This is a genomic window from Mesorhizobium sp. B2-4-15, from assembly GCF_006658505.1.
Lineage (GTDB): Bacteria > Pseudomonadota > Alphaproteobacteria > Rhizobiales > Rhizobiaceae > Mesorhizobium.
On sequence record NZ_VFUZ01000004.1, the window covers coordinates 92,983 to 107,197 of the forward strand.

General features: G+C 62.7%; 14 protein-coding genes and 1 pseudogene. 1 reads left to right on the forward strand and 14 read right to left on the reverse strand.

The features are described from left to right. Positions 1 to 78 precede the first annotated feature (78 nt). From FJ930_RS06535 to FJ930_RS06605, 14 genes and pseudogenes are all read right to left on the reverse strand, one after another. Positions 79 to 1,296, reverse strand: a complete 1,218-nt coding sequence (locus FJ930_RS06535; protein ID WP_141836115.1) for an MFS transporter — start codon at positions 1,294 to 1,296, stop codon at positions 79 to 81. Continuing rightward, positions 1,293 to 1,793, reverse strand: coding sequence for a transcription antitermination factor NusB (gene nusB / locus FJ930_RS06540; protein WP_141836118.1), 501 nt, complete (start codon positions 1,791 to 1,793; stop codon positions 1,293 to 1,295). The genes FJ930_RS06535 and nusB overlap by 4 nt, the downstream gene beginning before the upstream one ends. Continuing rightward, the gene (gene ribH, locus FJ930_RS06545; RefSeq protein ID WP_140738575.1) at positions 1,790 to 2,284 is read right to left on the reverse strand and encodes a 6,7-dimethyl-8-ribityllumazine synthase; all 495 of its coding nucleotides are present in this window, start codon (positions 2,282 to 2,284) and stop codon (positions 1,790 to 1,792) included. The genes nusB and ribH overlap by 4 nt, the downstream gene beginning before the upstream one ends. Positions 2,285 to 2,484: 200 nt before the next feature. Further along, a pseudogene (locus tag FJ930_RS30295) lies at positions 2,485 to 2,731 on the reverse strand (ribbon-helix-helix domain-containing protein); the annotation flags it as partial. Positions 2,732 to 2,804: 73 nt separating this feature from the next. Next, positions 2,805 to 3,422 (reverse strand): riboflavin synthase, encoded by a 618-nt coding sequence (locus FJ930_RS06560; protein WP_141836121.1) that lies wholly within the window; start codon positions 3,420 to 3,422, stop codon positions 2,805 to 2,807. 12 nt (positions 3,423 to 3,434) lie between these two features. After that, positions 3,435 to 4,565 (reverse strand): bifunctional diaminohydroxyphosphoribosylaminopyrimidine deaminase/5-amino-6-(5-phosphoribosylamino)uracil reductase RibD, encoded by a 1,131-nt coding sequence (ribD, locus tag FJ930_RS06565; RefSeq protein ID WP_141836124.1) that lies wholly within the window; start codon positions 4,563 to 4,565, stop codon positions 3,435 to 3,437. Positions 4,566 to 4,567: 2 nt separating this feature from the next. Further along, complete coding sequence (gene nrdR, locus FJ930_RS06570; protein WP_010915593.1) at positions 4,568 to 5,047, reverse strand: transcriptional regulator NrdR; 480 nt, start codon at positions 5,045 to 5,047, stop codon at positions 4,568 to 4,570. A gap of 202 nt (positions 5,048 to 5,249) precedes the next feature. Beyond that, entirely contained in the window at positions 5,250 to 5,828 is a 579-nt protein-coding gene (locus FJ930_RS06575) for a hypothetical protein (protein WP_181763309.1), read from the reverse strand. A gap of 79 nt (positions 5,829 to 5,907) precedes the next feature. Beyond that, complete coding sequence (glyA, locus tag FJ930_RS06580; protein ID WP_015318249.1) at positions 5,908 to 7,221, reverse strand: serine hydroxymethyltransferase; 1,314 nt, start codon at positions 7,219 to 7,221, stop codon at positions 5,908 to 5,910. A gap of 204 nt (positions 7,222 to 7,425) precedes the next feature. Then, entirely contained in the window at positions 7,426 to 9,069 is a 1,644-nt protein-coding gene (locus FJ930_RS06585; RefSeq protein WP_141836130.1) for a Na+/H+ antiporter, read from the reverse strand. Between the two features lie 193 nt (positions 9,070 to 9,262). Beyond that, the gene (locus FJ930_RS06590) at positions 9,263 to 10,516 is read right to left on the reverse strand and encodes a murein L,D-transpeptidase (protein ID WP_140738561.1); all 1,254 of its coding nucleotides are present in this window, start codon (positions 10,514 to 10,516) and stop codon (positions 9,263 to 9,265) included. A gap of 351 nt (positions 10,517 to 10,867) precedes the next feature. Further along, on the reverse strand, positions 10,868 to 11,383 hold the full coding sequence (locus FJ930_RS06595; protein WP_140738558.1) for a winged helix DNA-binding protein: 516 nt from the start codon (positions 11,381 to 11,383) through the stop codon (positions 10,868 to 10,870). A gap of 238 nt (positions 11,384 to 11,621) precedes the next feature. Continuing rightward, positions 11,622 to 12,044: a DUF6163 family protein gene (locus tag FJ930_RS06600; RefSeq protein WP_140609986.1), complete on the reverse strand. Its 423-nt coding sequence runs from the start codon at positions 12,042 to 12,044 to the stop codon at positions 11,622 to 11,624. Next, positions 12,041 to 13,084, reverse strand: a complete 1,044-nt coding sequence (locus FJ930_RS06605; protein WP_141836133.1) for an enoyl-CoA hydratase/isomerase family protein — start codon at positions 13,082 to 13,084, stop codon at positions 12,041 to 12,043. Before FJ930_RS06605 ends, FJ930_RS06600 begins: the two co-directional genes overlap by 4 nt. 186 nt (positions 13,085 to 13,270) lie before the next feature. On the opposite strand from FJ930_RS06605, the gene FJ930_RS06610 reads away from it, so the two are divergent. Continuing rightward, positions 13,271 to 14,092, forward strand: a complete 822-nt coding sequence (locus FJ930_RS06610; protein ID WP_141836136.1) for a DUF2066 domain-containing protein — start codon at positions 13,271 to 13,273, stop codon at positions 14,090 to 14,092. Positions 14,093 to 14,215: the final 123 nt, after the last annotated feature.

Genomic DNA, 14,215 nt, shown 5'->3' on the forward strand with positions numbered 1-14,215 from the left:
CGCAATATTTTTGTTCGACGCGGCGCGTTCGGCCCGAAGCATGCCGACAGCATCCTGTCAGGGCGACAGCAATCTGGATCAGGCGTTGGCCTTGCGTAAATTTGTCAGCTTGAGCGCACCGAGCGCGACGAAGCACAGCACGGTGACCGGAAAGATCATCCAGTTCAGCATCGTCCAGCCCCAGGTGTTATAGACCATGCCCGAGAGCAGCGACGCGCAGGCGACCGAGCCGAACAGGACGAAATCGTGGAAACCCTGCACCTTGCTCTTTTCAGAGGACCGGTAACTGGCCGCGACCATGGCGGTGGCGCCGATGAAACCGAAATTCCAGCCAAGGCCGAGCAGGATCAGCGCCGTCCAGAATTGCCATAATGCCAAGCCCGACAAGGCGACGATGGCGCAGCCGATGAGCAGGACCAGACCTGCCGCCACGATGCGCTCGGCGCCGAAGCGATGAATCAGCGAGCCGGTAAAAAAGCTCGGCGCGAACATCGCCATGACATGCCAGGAAATGCCGAGCGTCGCATTGTCCTCCGACAGGCCGCAGCCGACCATGGCCAGTGGCGCGCCAGTCATGACGAAGCTCATCAGCGCGTAACTGCCGACCTCGCAAGACAACGCGGCGATAAAGCGCGGCTTCGTGATGATTTCGACTAAAGGCCTGGCATCGCTGTCGGCAACGTCGACCTTGGCGGCGGTCTTTGTCGGCAATCTCAGCAGCGACAGGATCGCGGCGCCGACGGCCGCCAGCACCAAGATAGATGCAAACGAACCGGCAAACATCACCGGCGCGAACAATTCGCGGGTGAAGATGACAATTTGCGGCCCAAGGATGGCGGTAACGATGCCGCCGGCCAGCACGAAGGAGATGGCGCGCGCCTTGAACTCCGGCGGCGCGTTATCGGCGGCGGCGAAGCGGAACTGCTGGACGAAGGCACCACCGATGCCGATCACGAGCAGCGCGAACGCGAAAATCCAGAAACTGCCGTGGAAAAGCGCCAGGGTGGCAATGAGACCGCCAAGCGCGGTGACGACGGTTCCGGTCATGAAGCCGCCGCGCTGGCCCATCCGGCGGATGATCGCCGCGGCGGGGAGAGCGCCGAGCGCCACGCCAAGGTTGAAGCCGGTGATTGGCGCTGTCGCCAGCGATTTGTCGGCGCCGAGCAGATATTGCCCGGCCAGCGCGCCCATGGAGATGGCGATGGGTGCCGCCGATCCGATAACCGCCTGCGAGGCGGCGAGGATCAACGCGGTGCGTCGCCCTTCCCTGCCCGTCTCGACAGCAATGGCCGTCACGATGCGTCCTTGCCACGTCCCTCGCCGCGCACCCGGCGCGATACGCGGTGCAGGACGGCATTGACCAGCTTCGGCTCGTCTTCCTCGTAGAAGGCCTTGGCGATGTCGACATATTCGGTGACGATGACGGCAACGGGCACATCCTCGCGCTTCATCAACTCATACACGCCGGCACGGAGCATGGCGCGCAATGTCGAATCGAGCCTGGACAATGGCCAGTCATCCGTCAGCGCCTGGCGAATGATCGGATCGATGGTCTTCTGATTCTCGACGACCCCCGTAAGGATGGCGCGAAACCATTGCGCGTCGGCCTCCCGATAGAGCGCGCCGTCGACTTCCTTGCCGAGGCGAAACGCCTCATATTCGGCGGTGATCTCGAAGACACCACTACCGGCCACGTCCATCTGGTAGAGAGCCTGCACGGCGGCAAGCCGAGCGGCGCCGCGCTTGTTGGCCTGGCGTGCCGCGGGCTGGCCGGGTGAAGCGGGTTCGCTCATGATCGCGCTCCCAGTTGTTCCTTGAGGGCAATCATGGTCAAAGCCGCACGCGCGGCGAAACCACCCTTGTCGCCTTCCGAGCGCTTTGCCCGGGTCCACGCCTGCGCGTCATTCTCGGTGGTCAGGATACCGTTGCCGACACAGACGGAGTCCTGCACGGACAGGTCCATGAGCGCGCGGCTGGATTCATTGGCGACGATGTCGAAATGATAGGTATCGCCGCGGATGATGGTGCCGAGCGCAACGAAGCCGTCATAGTGCGTGCCGCCCTCGGCGGCGCCGTCTAGCGCGAAGGTGATCACCGCGGGAATCTCCAGCGAGCCGGGAACGGTGATAACGTCATAGGTTGCGTCCGCTTCATCGAGCGCGCTTGTCGCGCCTTCCAGCAGCGCGTCGGCAAGATCGTCGTGAAAGCGTGCTTCGACGATGAGCAGATGCGCCTTAGCCTTCGGACGAATGAAGGCTTTGCCGTGTTGGGATATACCAGCCATAAAAGTCTCCGGGGGGTTGCCGGTGACTTAGGCCGAAGCCGGATTGATCGCAAGCAGAAGATTGCTCTATGGACGCCTGCCCTGTCGATCCTCCCGCGTATGCCATAGGCGCAACACGGAGATTGTCATGCCCTGCATTTCGTAACGAATTTCGTGGCTGCCTGCCAAAATGCGGCGCGCCTCGCGTGGTTCGAAACCGGCAGCGGCTTTTCGGTGCCAAGACTCTCAGCCCATGCCTGCACGGCTTGATGGTCTATGACCCGTCCTGCGTCCACATCGGCCAGGGCTTCCAGCGTAAGCCCTCGGCGCTCTTCCTTCAAATTCACCCACGCAGAAAGAGCTTGTTTGACAATCCAGCCGCGCGGGCGCTCAAGGCGAGCAGCCAGTTTGATCTACCTTTTCCGCTAGCGGCAGCGGAAGGTGAGCGGTGATTACCTTGGTGTCCATCCGAACCTCACAATCAGATTAATCATCGCGATTAATCTGACTAAGTCGAGGTAGAGGGTCAGGCCGGTGACGTTCAAAGCCCCTCTTTGGCCGCTTCCGCCAGCCGCGCCGCGTAGCGGGCCATGGTGTCGATCTCGAGATTGACGTGGTCGCCGACCTTGCGCTCGCCCCAGCTGGTGACGGTCAGCGAGTGGTGGATCAACAGGACGTCGAAGCGAGTGCCCTCGACCTTGTTGACCGTGAGCGAGGTGCCATCGAGCGCGACGGAGCCTTTCGGCGCGATAAATTTGGCGAGATGGCGCGGCGCCTCCAGCGTGAAGCGCACCGCGTCGCCCTCATCCTTGCGCTCGACGATCTCGGCGGTGCCGTCGACATGACCAGACACGATGTGGCCGCCCAATTCGTCGCCGATCTTCAGCGCCCGCTCCAGATTGATCCGCGTGCCTGATTTCCAGCCCGAGGCCGTGGTCAGCCGCAAGGCTTCTTCCCACGCTTCGACCTCGAACCAGCGCGCGTTCGAGCCGCTGTCGGGCAACGCCGTGACCGTCAGGCAGACACCGCCGCAGGAGATCGAAGCACCAATGGCGATGGTCTCGGGGTCATAGGCGGTATCGATGCGTAAGCCGATGCCTTCGCTCAGCGGCTTGACGGCCGCGACGGTGCCGATATCGGTGACAATTCCAGTAAACATCGATGCTGATCCCTAGAGGTCTCTTACCCACTCGGCGTAGCTGTCTTCGCCGAACTGCATCTCGCGCAACCTGCGAAAGCCAGCCGGGATATGGTCAGCATCGATGGGCGATGCAATGCCGTCATCGCCGATCGCTTCCGGCCCCTGGAACAGCACGACGCGGTCGACCAGCCCATCGGCCAGGAAAGCGTTGGCTACCTTGGCGCCCCCTTCGACCAGTACAGTAGCCATGCCGAGCGCCGCCAGATCCTCGAGCAGTTCCGGCAATGCGACGCCGCCCTCGTGCGTCTCGGTGCCGATGAAGCGCACGCCGGCCCGTTCGAGCGCCGCCCGGCGCCGTGGATCTGCCTCCAGGCAAGCGGCGACGTAGAGCGGCACGCGATCCACGCCCAGAACCAGTTTCGATCCCTCGGGCAGCCTGATCTGGCGATCGAGCACGATGCGCGCCGGCGAACGGTTCTCCAGCCCAGGCAAACGCACCGTCAGCGCCGGATCGTCTTCCAGCGCCGTGCCGATGCCGACCAGAATGGCGTCGGCCTCGGCTCGCATCATGTAGACTTCGCGGCGCGCGATATCGCCTGTTATCGCGACCTGGCCGGCGCCTTCCCTGCCAATCTTGCCATCGCTGGAAAGCGCAAGCTTCAGAATCACTTCCGGACGCTTCCTGAGCGAGCGAATGAGATAACCGGCCATCTGCTCGGCGGCTTCCGCCGCCAGCACCTTCTCGACCACCTCGACACCGGCGGCGCGCAGGATGGCATAGCCCTTGCCGGAGACACGCGGATCGGGATCGCTCGCAGCACCCACGACGCGCGCGATGCCGGCATTGGCCAGCGCATTGGCGCAAGGCGGCGTGCGGCCGTGATGGGCGCAGGGCTCCAGTGTCACATAGGCGGTGGCGCCGCGCGCCAATTCGCCAGCCTCGGCCAGCGCCTCGGTCTCGGCATGCGGGCGGCCACCGATCGCGGTGACACCGGTGCCGATGATCATCGGCCCCGCGCCATCGTCGCGCACGATCAGCGTGCCGACCGACGGATTGGTCGAGGTCCTGCCCGCATTCCTGCGCGAAAGCCGGAGAGCGGCGGCCATGAAACGGCGATCAAGGGCAGCTTGTTCGGCCTCGCTGCGTTGCGGTGCTGCCATGGTCAGCCGGCGTCCTCTTCGCTCTTGTCTTCGTCGCCCTTCAGTTCGCCCAGCAGCTCATGGAAGTCCTTGGCCTCCCGAAAATTACGGTAGACCGAAGCGAAGCGGACATAGGCGACGTCGTCGAGCGACTTCAGTGCTTCCATGACCAGCCGGCCGACCTCGCCGGAAGCCACTTCCGTCTCGCCCGAGCTTTCGAGCTGGCGCACGATGCCGGTCACCGCGCGGTCGATGCGTTCAGGATCGACATTGCGCTTGCGCACCGCGATCTCGACCGAGCGTAACAGCTTGTCGCGGTCGAACGGCACTTTCCGGCCTGATTTCTTGACCACGACCAGATCGCGCAATTGCACGCGTTCGAAGGTGGTGAAACGGCCACCGCAGTCGGGGCAGACACGCCGCCTCCGGATCGCCGCGCCATCCTCGGCGGGACGCGAATCCTTCACCTGCGTATCTTCGGACTGGCAATAGGGACAACGCATGAGAAGCCTTGGGTTCGCGAATCTGATGAGGCGAAAGGCTTAGAGCCTTTCCGGTCGGGATTGAAGCAGTTCCGTTTCTTCGACGGCCCGCCGCATCAGAGATAGCGAGGCGCAAGCAAGATTGCCAGCGCGGCAACCAGCCGCCGACCAGACCCCTTCATGCAAGGCCATTCGCAGCCCCACTCCCATCCGGCCGTCCGCATCACGGCGCGACGTCCTTGGTTGGAAAGCCGCAGGATGTTCCGAGGTTGCGGTAGGCCTTGGTGAAGCCGTCCATCGGAATGCTGGCGACTGCCTCCTTGCCGAAGGCCACATCGAGCGAGGTGGCCTGGCGCATGGCACGCAGCAGCGCGAGACTGGTCTTGGCCTGATTGTCGATCGTCCAGCTCGGGTGGCCGTTGACGGCATCGTTGGAAGAGACCGTAGCCGAAACCTTGACGCCCGGATCGCCGAAAGTCGCCGCGATCTTGTCGCCGGTCGGCAGGTTGCGATTGTCGATGGTCAGCATGACGGCCGGATAAGCGTCAGGCGGCAGGGCATCGCCGGTCGAAATCGACAGTGTCAGCGTGCCCGAATTGCCACTCGCATCGAAGAACGCCGTCGAAGCCGCGCAGGTCTTGCGAGCATCCTGGCCGGTGTCGAGCGCATCGACGAGGGTTGTCCATCGGCCGAAGGTGCTGGTGGCAGGCAGGTCCGGGGCGGGCTGGGTCTGCGCCAACGCGGCGCCGCAAACGGCCAGCCAGCCGACAACGCCGAGCAAGGTAAAACGAAATTCGCGCATCATCGATTCTCCGGTTCCATGCATCACCCGATCAGGGGTGATGCACCGCGGCGGATAAAAGATGACGCTTCGCGTCCGGTCAACCGAGATAAGGATAGAGCGGGAAGCGATCGGTCAGCGCCACCACCTTGGCCTTGACCGCCGCCTCGACCGCGGCATTGCCCTCGTCGGAATTGGCGACCTTGAGGCCATCGAGCACTTCTGCGATCAGCTTGCCGATCTCCCGGAACTCGGCCTGGCCGAAGCCGCGCGTGGTGCCGGCGGGCGTGCCCAGCCGCACGCCCGAGGTGACGAAGGGCTTTTCCGGGTCGAACGGGATGCCGTTCTTGTTGCAGGTGATGTTGGCGCGGCCAAGGGCTGCCTCGGCCCGCTTGCCGGTGGCGTTCTTGGGACGCAGGTCGACCAGCATCAGATGGTTGTCGGTGCCGCCGGAAACGATGTCGAGACCCGTTTCCTTGAGGCTGGAGGCCAGCGCCTTGGCGTTGGCGGCCACGCTCTCGGCATAGACCTTGAAGCTCGGCTTCAGCGCCTCGCCGAAGGCCACTGCCTTGGCAGCGATGACATGCATCAGCGGGCCGCCCTGCAGGCCGGGGAACACCGCCGAATTCATCTTCTTGGCAATGTCTTCGTCGTTGCAAAGGATCATGCCGCCACGTGGGCCGCGCAGCGACTTGTGCGTGGTGGTGGTCACCACATGCGCGTGCGGCAGTGGCGAGGGATGCACGCCACCGGCAACGAGGCCCGCAATATGCGCCATGTCGACCATCAGATAGGCGCCGACCGCATCGGCGATCTCGCGGAAACGCTTCCAGTCCCAGATGCGCGAATAGGCAGTGCCGCCGGCCAGGATCAGCTTCGGCTTGGTCTCATGCGCGGTCTTTTCGATCGCGTCCATATCGAGCAGATGGTCGTCCTTGCGCACGCCATACGACACAACCTTGAACCACTTGCCGCTCATGTTGACCGGCGAACCGTGGGTGAGATGGCCGCCGGAATTGAGATCGAGGCCCATAAAAGTGTCGCCAGGCTGCAGCAGCGCCAGGAACACCGCCTGGTTCATCTGGCTGCCCGAGTTCGGCTGGACGTTGGCGAAGTTGCAGCCGAACAGCTTTTTCGCCCGCTCGATGGCCAATTCCTCGGCGACGTCGACGAACTGGCAGCCGCCATAGTAGCGCTTGCCCGGATAGCCCTCGGCATATTTGTTGGTCATGATCGACCCCTGCGCCTCGAGCACGGCGCGCGAGACGATGTTTTCCGAGGCGATCAGTTCGATCTCATGGCGCTGGCGACCGAGTTCGTTGCGGATGGCGCCGAAAATCTCCGGATCGGCATCTTCCAGCGTGGTTTCGAAGAAGGATTCGAATTTGTTCGACGCTGCCGCTGCTGTTGCCATGGCCTGAATTCCCCAGGGTTCGAGGTCAGTTTTTGTTTTGAGTATGTCGTTGTCCCAAAACCGCTGCACACTTTTGGGCGACATGCATTGAGTTCGCCGCGCCATTAACACAGTTGTTTTCAACCCGCCACGTTTGCAGCGCGAAATTTGCTGGCCGGTTTGCGGCAGAGGCAGCAAATTCATGACAGCAGAGCGTCGCCAGTCCTACTTCCGCATCTGCCTGCCGTTCAAAAGAGCTTCCGTAAGCGTGGTCTCGGTGAACAGCGCTTGCGCCGTGTGGTCGTTGATCTCGCCGCGGCGAAGCATGGCGCGCAAGGCGTCACGCTCGGCGGCGATGCCGGCGAGCCTCAGGTCGACCTCCAGCCTGCCTGCCTCGCGCACTTCGGCGCGCGCTTCGTCGGCCTCGTCGGACGCAGCGATACGTCGCCGGTAGGCAGCGACAATGCCGTTGGCGGCGGCGAGCCTGGCGCCAGGCACATCGCCCTCCCCTTCATCCGTCTGCGCGATGCTCTCAAGACGGGCGATTGCCGCCTTCGCCGCGCCGACACGCGCCATGCGCTCCTCAGCGGCTCCGGAGTCTTCGCCTGGCCCGATCAGCCCGCGCGCGATCACCGGCAAGGCAAGGCTGGCGATGACCAGGGAGCAGATGATGACGCCGGCGGCGAGAAAAATGACCAAGTCCCGCGCGGGAAATGGCGAACCATCCTGCAGGGCCAACGGCAGCGACAATATGCCGGCCAGCGTGATGGCACCTCGTACGCCCGCGACCGATCCCGCGAGCCGCACCCGCAGGCCGAATGGCTCGGCCTTGTGCTTCCCGAGCCGTGCGGCGAGCGCCGCCGCGATGTCGCCAATCCAGATCCAGACGAAGCGGAGCGCGATGAGGCACAAGGTCAGCGCGACCACGGTCAACACCGGCTGGATGACAGGATAGTGGCCAGTGAGTTCCGGCGGCACCTTGCGGATGATTTCGGGAAGCTGCAGGCCGAGCACAATGAACAGCGCGCCGTTGAAGACGAAGGAAAACGTCGTCCAAAGCGAGATCGTCTGCATGCGCGCCGAGACACCGAGAAAGCGGAATATGCCGGTGCTCCCGGTCAAGAGGCCAGCGGTCACGGCGGCCAGGATGCCCGAGGCCCCGAAGTGCTCGGCGCCGAGATAGGCGACGAAGGGGAGCAGGATGGTGATCAGCACCTGCGCCTCGGCAGGCACGCCGCCGATGCGGTCGAGCAGTTGCAATGCCTTGGCGGCGACGAACAATGCCGCGACGCCGGCCAGGATGCCGACCGCCACCGCATAGAGAAAGCTCAGCGAGGCGGCGGCCAAGGAAAAACTGCCGGTAAGCGCTGCTGCGACGGCAAAGCGGAACATGACGAGACCCGATGCGTCGTTGAGCAGCGACTCGCCTTCCAGGATATGCATCAGCCGCGCCGGAACGACGTTCCTGTCGACGATCGAGGAGACAGCCACCGCATCCGTCGGCGACAGCACCGCGGCAAGGGCGAACGCAACGACCAGCGGAATGCTGGGCACCAGCCAGTGCAAGGCATAGCCGAAGCCGACGATGGTGAAGAAGACGAGGCCTATGGCAAGGGCAAGGATCGGCCAGCGCAATGCCACCAGCTCGCGCTTGGGCGCACCAAAGGCATCGCTGAACAAAAGCGGCGGAATGAACACCAGCAGGAACAGTTCCGGATCGATCTCGATATGGATGCCGCGCACGGGCCAGGCAAGTGCGGCGCCTATCGCGATCTGCAGCACCGGCAGCGGCACGCGCACCAGGCGCACCAATGCGCCGGAAACGGCGACGAAGACGAGCACTAGGAGGACAAAGATAGCGGCTTGCATGGCGCGATTCCGGCTGTTTCACGAACCATGCGCAATCGTCGGTCTCGCGTCCAGACAAGGCGCCGCGCGGCAAAGACCGTCAACTGCGTCAAGGCGGCAGTGCGGCTGGTCGACTAGAGACTGATTTGAAACACGTCCTCGGCAAAACAAAAGGCCGCCTCGAAGGCAGCCTTTTGTTAAAATAATCAATCCCTTAGAGCGAAGAGGTGATCTGCAGCTCGCTGGCGCCGTCAAGCGCGTAGATATCGTCGCGGAACTGCACGACGCCGGGTCCCGTCGACCAGGCAGAGAGATAGAGGAAGTGCACCGGCACCGGATTGGTGACCTGGATCGGCGTGTTCTGGCCGGTCTTGATCGCCGCCTCGAAATGCTGGCGGTCCCAGCCGGGCGTGTCGCGCAGGATCCAGGTGACGAGGTCGCGCACGTTCTGGACGCGCACGCAGCCCGAGGAATCGAAGCGCATCATCTTGCCGAACAGGCTCTGCTGCGGCGTGTCATGCATATAGACGCCATCCGGGCTCGGGAAATTGATCTTCACCGAAGCCATGGCGTTTTCCGAGCCCGGATCCTGGCGGAACCGGTACTTGGCCGCATCATCCGTCGACCAGTCCACATTCATCGGATCGACTTCGCCGCCATCCGGCGCGAACAGGCGGATATGGCTGTTCTTCAGATAGTTGGGATCCTTCCGCATCAGCGGAATGATGTCCTTGCGCACGATCGACACCGGCGCGTTCCAGTACGGATTGACGATGATCTCATTGATCTTCGAATTGACGATCGGCGTCTGGCGATCGATCTTGCCGACGATTGCCGTGTGGCGAAGCACGACACGGTCATTCTCGACCGCCTCGATCTGAGCCGCCGGAATGTCGACCAGCACGTAACGATTGCCGAGTGTGCCGGCCTTCTCCTTCAGCCTTTGCAGATTGGTCTGCAACTGGCCAAGCCGGATCTGCGCCGAAACGTTCATCGCGGCATAGGTGTACTTGCCCATCGAGCCATCGGCGGGAAGGCCGTGGCGCAGCTGGAAGCGCTTCACCGCCGAGTCGACATAGGAATCGAAAGCCGTCGAGATGCCGGCATTCTGCGACAGGTCGCCCGCAATCATCAGGCGCTTGCGCAGCGGCACCACATCCGGGTCGTCAACGCCGAGCTGCAGCTTCTTGGTGTCCGGCACCGGCTGCCATCCACCCTGGCCGACGATGTTCTGATATTGCGCGACGGCCTGCTCGGTGAAGGCGACCGTCTGCGGGCTGAAAATCGGCAATGTCGAGGCCACCTTGCCGCCTTCGCTGGCGCGGGCGTCGAACTGGTCGTCCCAGTTGCCGCGCGCCGAGGATTTCAAGATATCCCCGATTACATCCTGCGCATTCGCACGCCCGGCCACCATGGCGGCAGCGAGCAACGATGCTCCGGAAAGGAAAAAACGGCGGCTGGTTATCATGGACGTTCCAGACATTTTTGTAGCGGTTCGATCACTTTGCTGCGTTGATCACCGGGCGATCTCGCCCGCACTCTAAAATTGGCAATCTTAACAATTAGCCAACCATGGTCCGTATCACGTTGGCGATAAACGCACGAGCGCGACACGGTTGCAGGTGGACGCAAGGCCCTCACCACTGCATCACTGCGATCCTCGGTTCCACTGGAATATGGCGGCAACGTGGCCTTGCGCCCAAATCTGACCGGCCTTCGCTCTGAAAAGAAAGGGACCGGTGCTTTTCGGCACCGGCCCTGACTGGAGGTCGCTGTTTCGGCCGCGCTTCTGTGGCGCGGGCCGGATCTGTGTGGCGCCTTACATCCTGTAGGCGATGGTGTCGTTCCAGAAGCGGTCGAGCCGCTGCAGGGCGCGGTTCATCTGCTTGAACTCGTCGGTGTTGATGCCGCCGACCTGTTCGATCGAGCCGACATGGCGCTCATAGAGGCCGGCGACCACATCCGCCACCTCGTTGCCCTTCGGCGTCAAAGAAACGCGGACCGAACGGCGGTCGATGCGCGAGCGCTGGTGATTGATGAAGCCGAGATCGACCAGCTTCTTCAGATTGTAGGATACGTTCGAGCCGAGATAATAGCCACGCGAGCGCAACTCGCCGGCGGTCAGCTCGGAATTGCCGATGTTGAAGAGCAGCAGCGCCTGGATGGCATTGATGTCGGAACGGCCGTTGCGGTCAAATTCGTCCTTGATCACGTCAAGCAGACGGCGGTGCAACCGCTCGACCAGCTGCAGCGATTCCATGTACAGGGAACGGATAGCCTCGCGGCGATCGTCGGATACGTTGGCGGTCTTCGTCGCCGGACGCGAATTGATCATTGTCTTTGCCTCTCGTTTGTCGCCCTGGTGATTTTTTGTTTTTCACCTTGATCGCGACACTATCGAATACTCATAAAATTCGACTTAAACGCTAGGGCTAACAAGAGCTTACCGGTAAGAGGTTTCGAAAGAGGCTTAACGAACGGTCACCCGAGCAAGGATGATTAACCTAAAGATTTAGGCAATGATCGCGGGGCTGGATTCAGGCGGCCGCCAAGTCATCAATGGCCGCAAAGGCTTAGTGCCGTACGGGGCGTTTCTGCAGGTAGATGACGACGCGAAAGACGATGTAGAGCAGCGCCACCGCCGCATGCGAGACGACGATCAGCAGCCGATGGCCGAAAAGCTCGGGAAAACCGGCATACATGACGGTCTCGGTGACCGCGCAGATGAACCAGATCACCGGGCCCCAGGAGGCCAGCATCCACAGCCCCGCGGCGGCGAAGGGAAAAAACACGGCGAGCATCACCGTCGCCACCTGCCAGTGCACCGGCATGAGGTCGAAGCGCCACAGCGAGCCTGGATAGAAGCCGATCAGCTTGATCCAGTACAGGATGCCGAAGAGCAGGCAGTAGCCCGCGATGACGCGCTGGAACCAGGCGAAGATCACCTCGACCGTCGATGGCTGAAGCACGACGCGTCTCGACGTCACTTCGCTCATGTCAGGAGTTCCCGTTCACCGAGCGGGGCGAAATAGGCATCGATATCGGCCTCACGGACCGCATCGAGACTTGCCGGCCGCCATTGCGGCTTCGATCCCTTGTCGATGATGGCGGCGCGGATGCCTTCGTAGAAATCGTGGCCGGCAAGCATGCGGTTGAGGATACGGAACTCCATCTTCACGCAGTCGTCCATCGACAATGTCAGCCCGGCGCTGATTTGCCGCCAGGCGACGCGAAGGCTGGTCGGCGAGCGCGTGCGGATCGTCGCCAGCGTCCTTGCCGCGAATTCGTCGGTGCTTGCCGCGCGGTCCAGGCTGTCGATGACATCCTGCAGCGACAGCTGGGCGAAATGGCGCGATATCGCTTCCAGGATCGGCCTTTCGGTCTCCCGCTTCGCCGGAACAAGGAAACCACGCAGCACCGATTCCGGATCGCCAGTCAGCGCCAGCCGGTCGAGGAAGCTCGTCTGGTCCTCGGCCTTGATGGTGTGGGTTGCCAGACCCGACCACAGCGCATCGCCATAGCGGATACGGTTGCCGGTCAGCGCCAGATACATGCCGAAGGAGCCGCCAAGATCGGGCAGCAAATGGCTGGCGCCGACATCGGGGAAAAAACCGATGCCGACCTCCGGCATGGCGAACTGGGCGTTCTCGGTCATCACCCGATGCGAGCCGTGAAAGGAAATGCCGACGCCACCACCCATGACGATGCCGTCGATGAGCGCCACATAGGGTTTGCGGAAGCTGTTGATGCGGGCGTTCAGCCGATACTCATCGGCGAAGAACTCGACCGGCGGCTTTCCAGCCCGGCCGGCTTCGTAGATGTGGAGGATATCGCCTCCGGCCGAAAACGCCCTGCCCTCTGCCTTGACGACGACGACGTCCACGCCGTCATCGCGCTCCCAGGCATGCAGCGCCTTGCCCAGCGCCTTGACCATGAGATGGGTGACGGCATTGAGCGCCTGCGGCCGTGTCAGCGTCACGGCACCAGCTCTGCCCAACCGTTCGAAGCGAATTTCGTCGCCTCCACCAAAATCCATCGCCAGAGAATCCCTTCCCCGCGCCTGCGGGACTGAAGTGCTAAAGGCGGCGCATGGGTGCGTCAATGGCAGCAGCCTCTTCGCCGCGGTCTTGGCGGCTGGCGGCAGCCGATGCTACGAAGATCACCGCCATTCAAAGCGACGCGCCGATATTAAGCACGCAGATGGCATCGGGGACAGTTGGGCATGTCCGGATTGATTCGTACCGCGCTTTTCACGATCGGACTTGTGATCGCTGGCCTTGCACCGCGCGCCGCATTCGCCGTCACGGCCGACGAACTCTACCAGTCGAAGACCATCGTCACCGGCCAAGGCGAAGCGAACCGCCAGATAGGCTTCAGAGACTGCCTGGACCGGGTTCTGGTCAGGGTTTCAGGCGATCAGCGGCTGCTGAAGAAACCAGACATGGCGGATCTGCGCGACAAGGCTGGCAGCTTCGTCGATTCCTTCCGCTACCGCGACCGGCTGGAAGGCATTCCGATCCATGACGAGCAAGGCACGCACGACCGGCCACACGATCTCACCTGCCTCTACAAGCCTGATATCCTCGACAAGGTGCTGGCGTCGCTTGGCAGCAAACCCTGGCTTGGTGAGCGGCCGACGCTCACCATCTTTCTCGCCACCGAACAGGGCGCTCGGCATTTCGTGCTGAGCGCCGAGGAAAAGCGTGGCGAAACGATGCGCGAATCCTTCGCCAATGCCGCCGGTCCAACGCTGATGCATGTCGTGTTTCCGGAGGCTGCGCAGCTTGCCGGCCTGGGCGAAACAGCGCTGGGCTCCGCCGATATGGCAAGGCTGGACCGACTGGCCAAACAGACCGGTGGCACCCAAGCGCTCGCCGGCAGCATCGTATGGAGCGACAAAGAGCTCGGCTGGATCGCCGATTGGCGACTGGCCGATCACGGCAAGACCTATCGTTGGCAGGTGCGTGGCGTCAGCTTCGACGAGGCGTTTCGTGTGGCCATCAGCGGTGCGGCGCAGATTCTGTCCGGCAACGGGCAGCCTTGAGAAGTCCGCGGCCCCTATCCGCGTGCCGGCACTTTCTCCGTGAACGGAGAAACGAAAAGCTGGCACAAACGTGTCGCATTGGTCAGCGCCACGGGCTCGTGGTAAAAGCAGGCTATCCGGAGT

What these genes read in the sequence shown, in the direction of transcription:
- nusB (WP_141836118.1), bottom strand. Translation starts at nt 1,793, where the DNA reads ATGAGCGAACCCGCTTCACCCGGCCAGCCCGCGGCACGCCAGGCCAAC.
- ribH (WP_140738575.1), bottom strand. Translation starts at nt 2,284, where the DNA reads ATGGCTGGTATATCCCAACACGGCAAAGCCTTCATTCGTCCGAAGGCT.
- FJ930_RS06560 (WP_141836121.1), bottom strand. Translation starts at nt 3,422, where the DNA reads ATGTTTACTGGAATTGTCACCGATATCGGCACCGTCGCGGCCGTCAAG.
- ribD (WP_141836124.1), bottom strand. Translation starts at nt 4,565, where the DNA reads ATGGCAGCACCGCAACGCAGCGAGGCCGAACAAGCTGCCCTTGATCGC.
- nrdR (WP_010915593.1), bottom strand. Translation starts at nt 5,047, where the DNA reads ATGCGTTGTCCCTATTGCCAGTCCGAAGATACGCAGGTGAAGGATTCG.
- FJ930_RS06575 (WP_181763309.1), bottom strand. Translation starts at nt 5,828, where the DNA reads ATGCGCGAATTTCGTTTTACCTTGCTCGGCGTTGTCGGCTGGCTGGCC.
- glyA (WP_015318249.1), bottom strand. Translation starts at nt 7,221, where the DNA reads ATGGCAACAGCAGCGGCAGCGTCGAACAAATTCGAATCCTTCTTCGAA.
- FJ930_RS06585 (WP_141836130.1), bottom strand. Translation starts at nt 9,069, where the DNA reads ATGCAAGCCGCTATCTTTGTCCTCCTAGTGCTCGTCTTCGTCGCCGTT.
- FJ930_RS06590 (WP_140738561.1), bottom strand. Translation starts at nt 10,516, where the DNA reads ATGATAACCAGCCGCCGTTTTTTCCTTTCCGGAGCATCGTTGCTCGCT.
- FJ930_RS06595 (WP_140738558.1), bottom strand. Translation starts at nt 11,383, where the DNA reads ATGATCAATTCGCGTCCGGCGACGAAGACCGCCAACGTATCCGACGAT.
- FJ930_RS06600 (WP_140609986.1), bottom strand. Translation starts at nt 12,044, where the DNA reads ATGAGCGAAGTGACGTCGAGACGCGTCGTGCTTCAGCCATCGACGGTC.
- FJ930_RS06605 (WP_141836133.1), bottom strand. Translation starts at nt 13,084, where the DNA reads ATGGATTTTGGTGGAGGCGACGAAATTCGCTTCGAACGGTTGGGCAGA.
- FJ930_RS06610 (WP_141836136.1), top strand. Translation starts at nt 13,271, where the DNA reads ATGTCCGGATTGATTCGTACCGCGCTTTTCACGATCGGACTTGTGATC.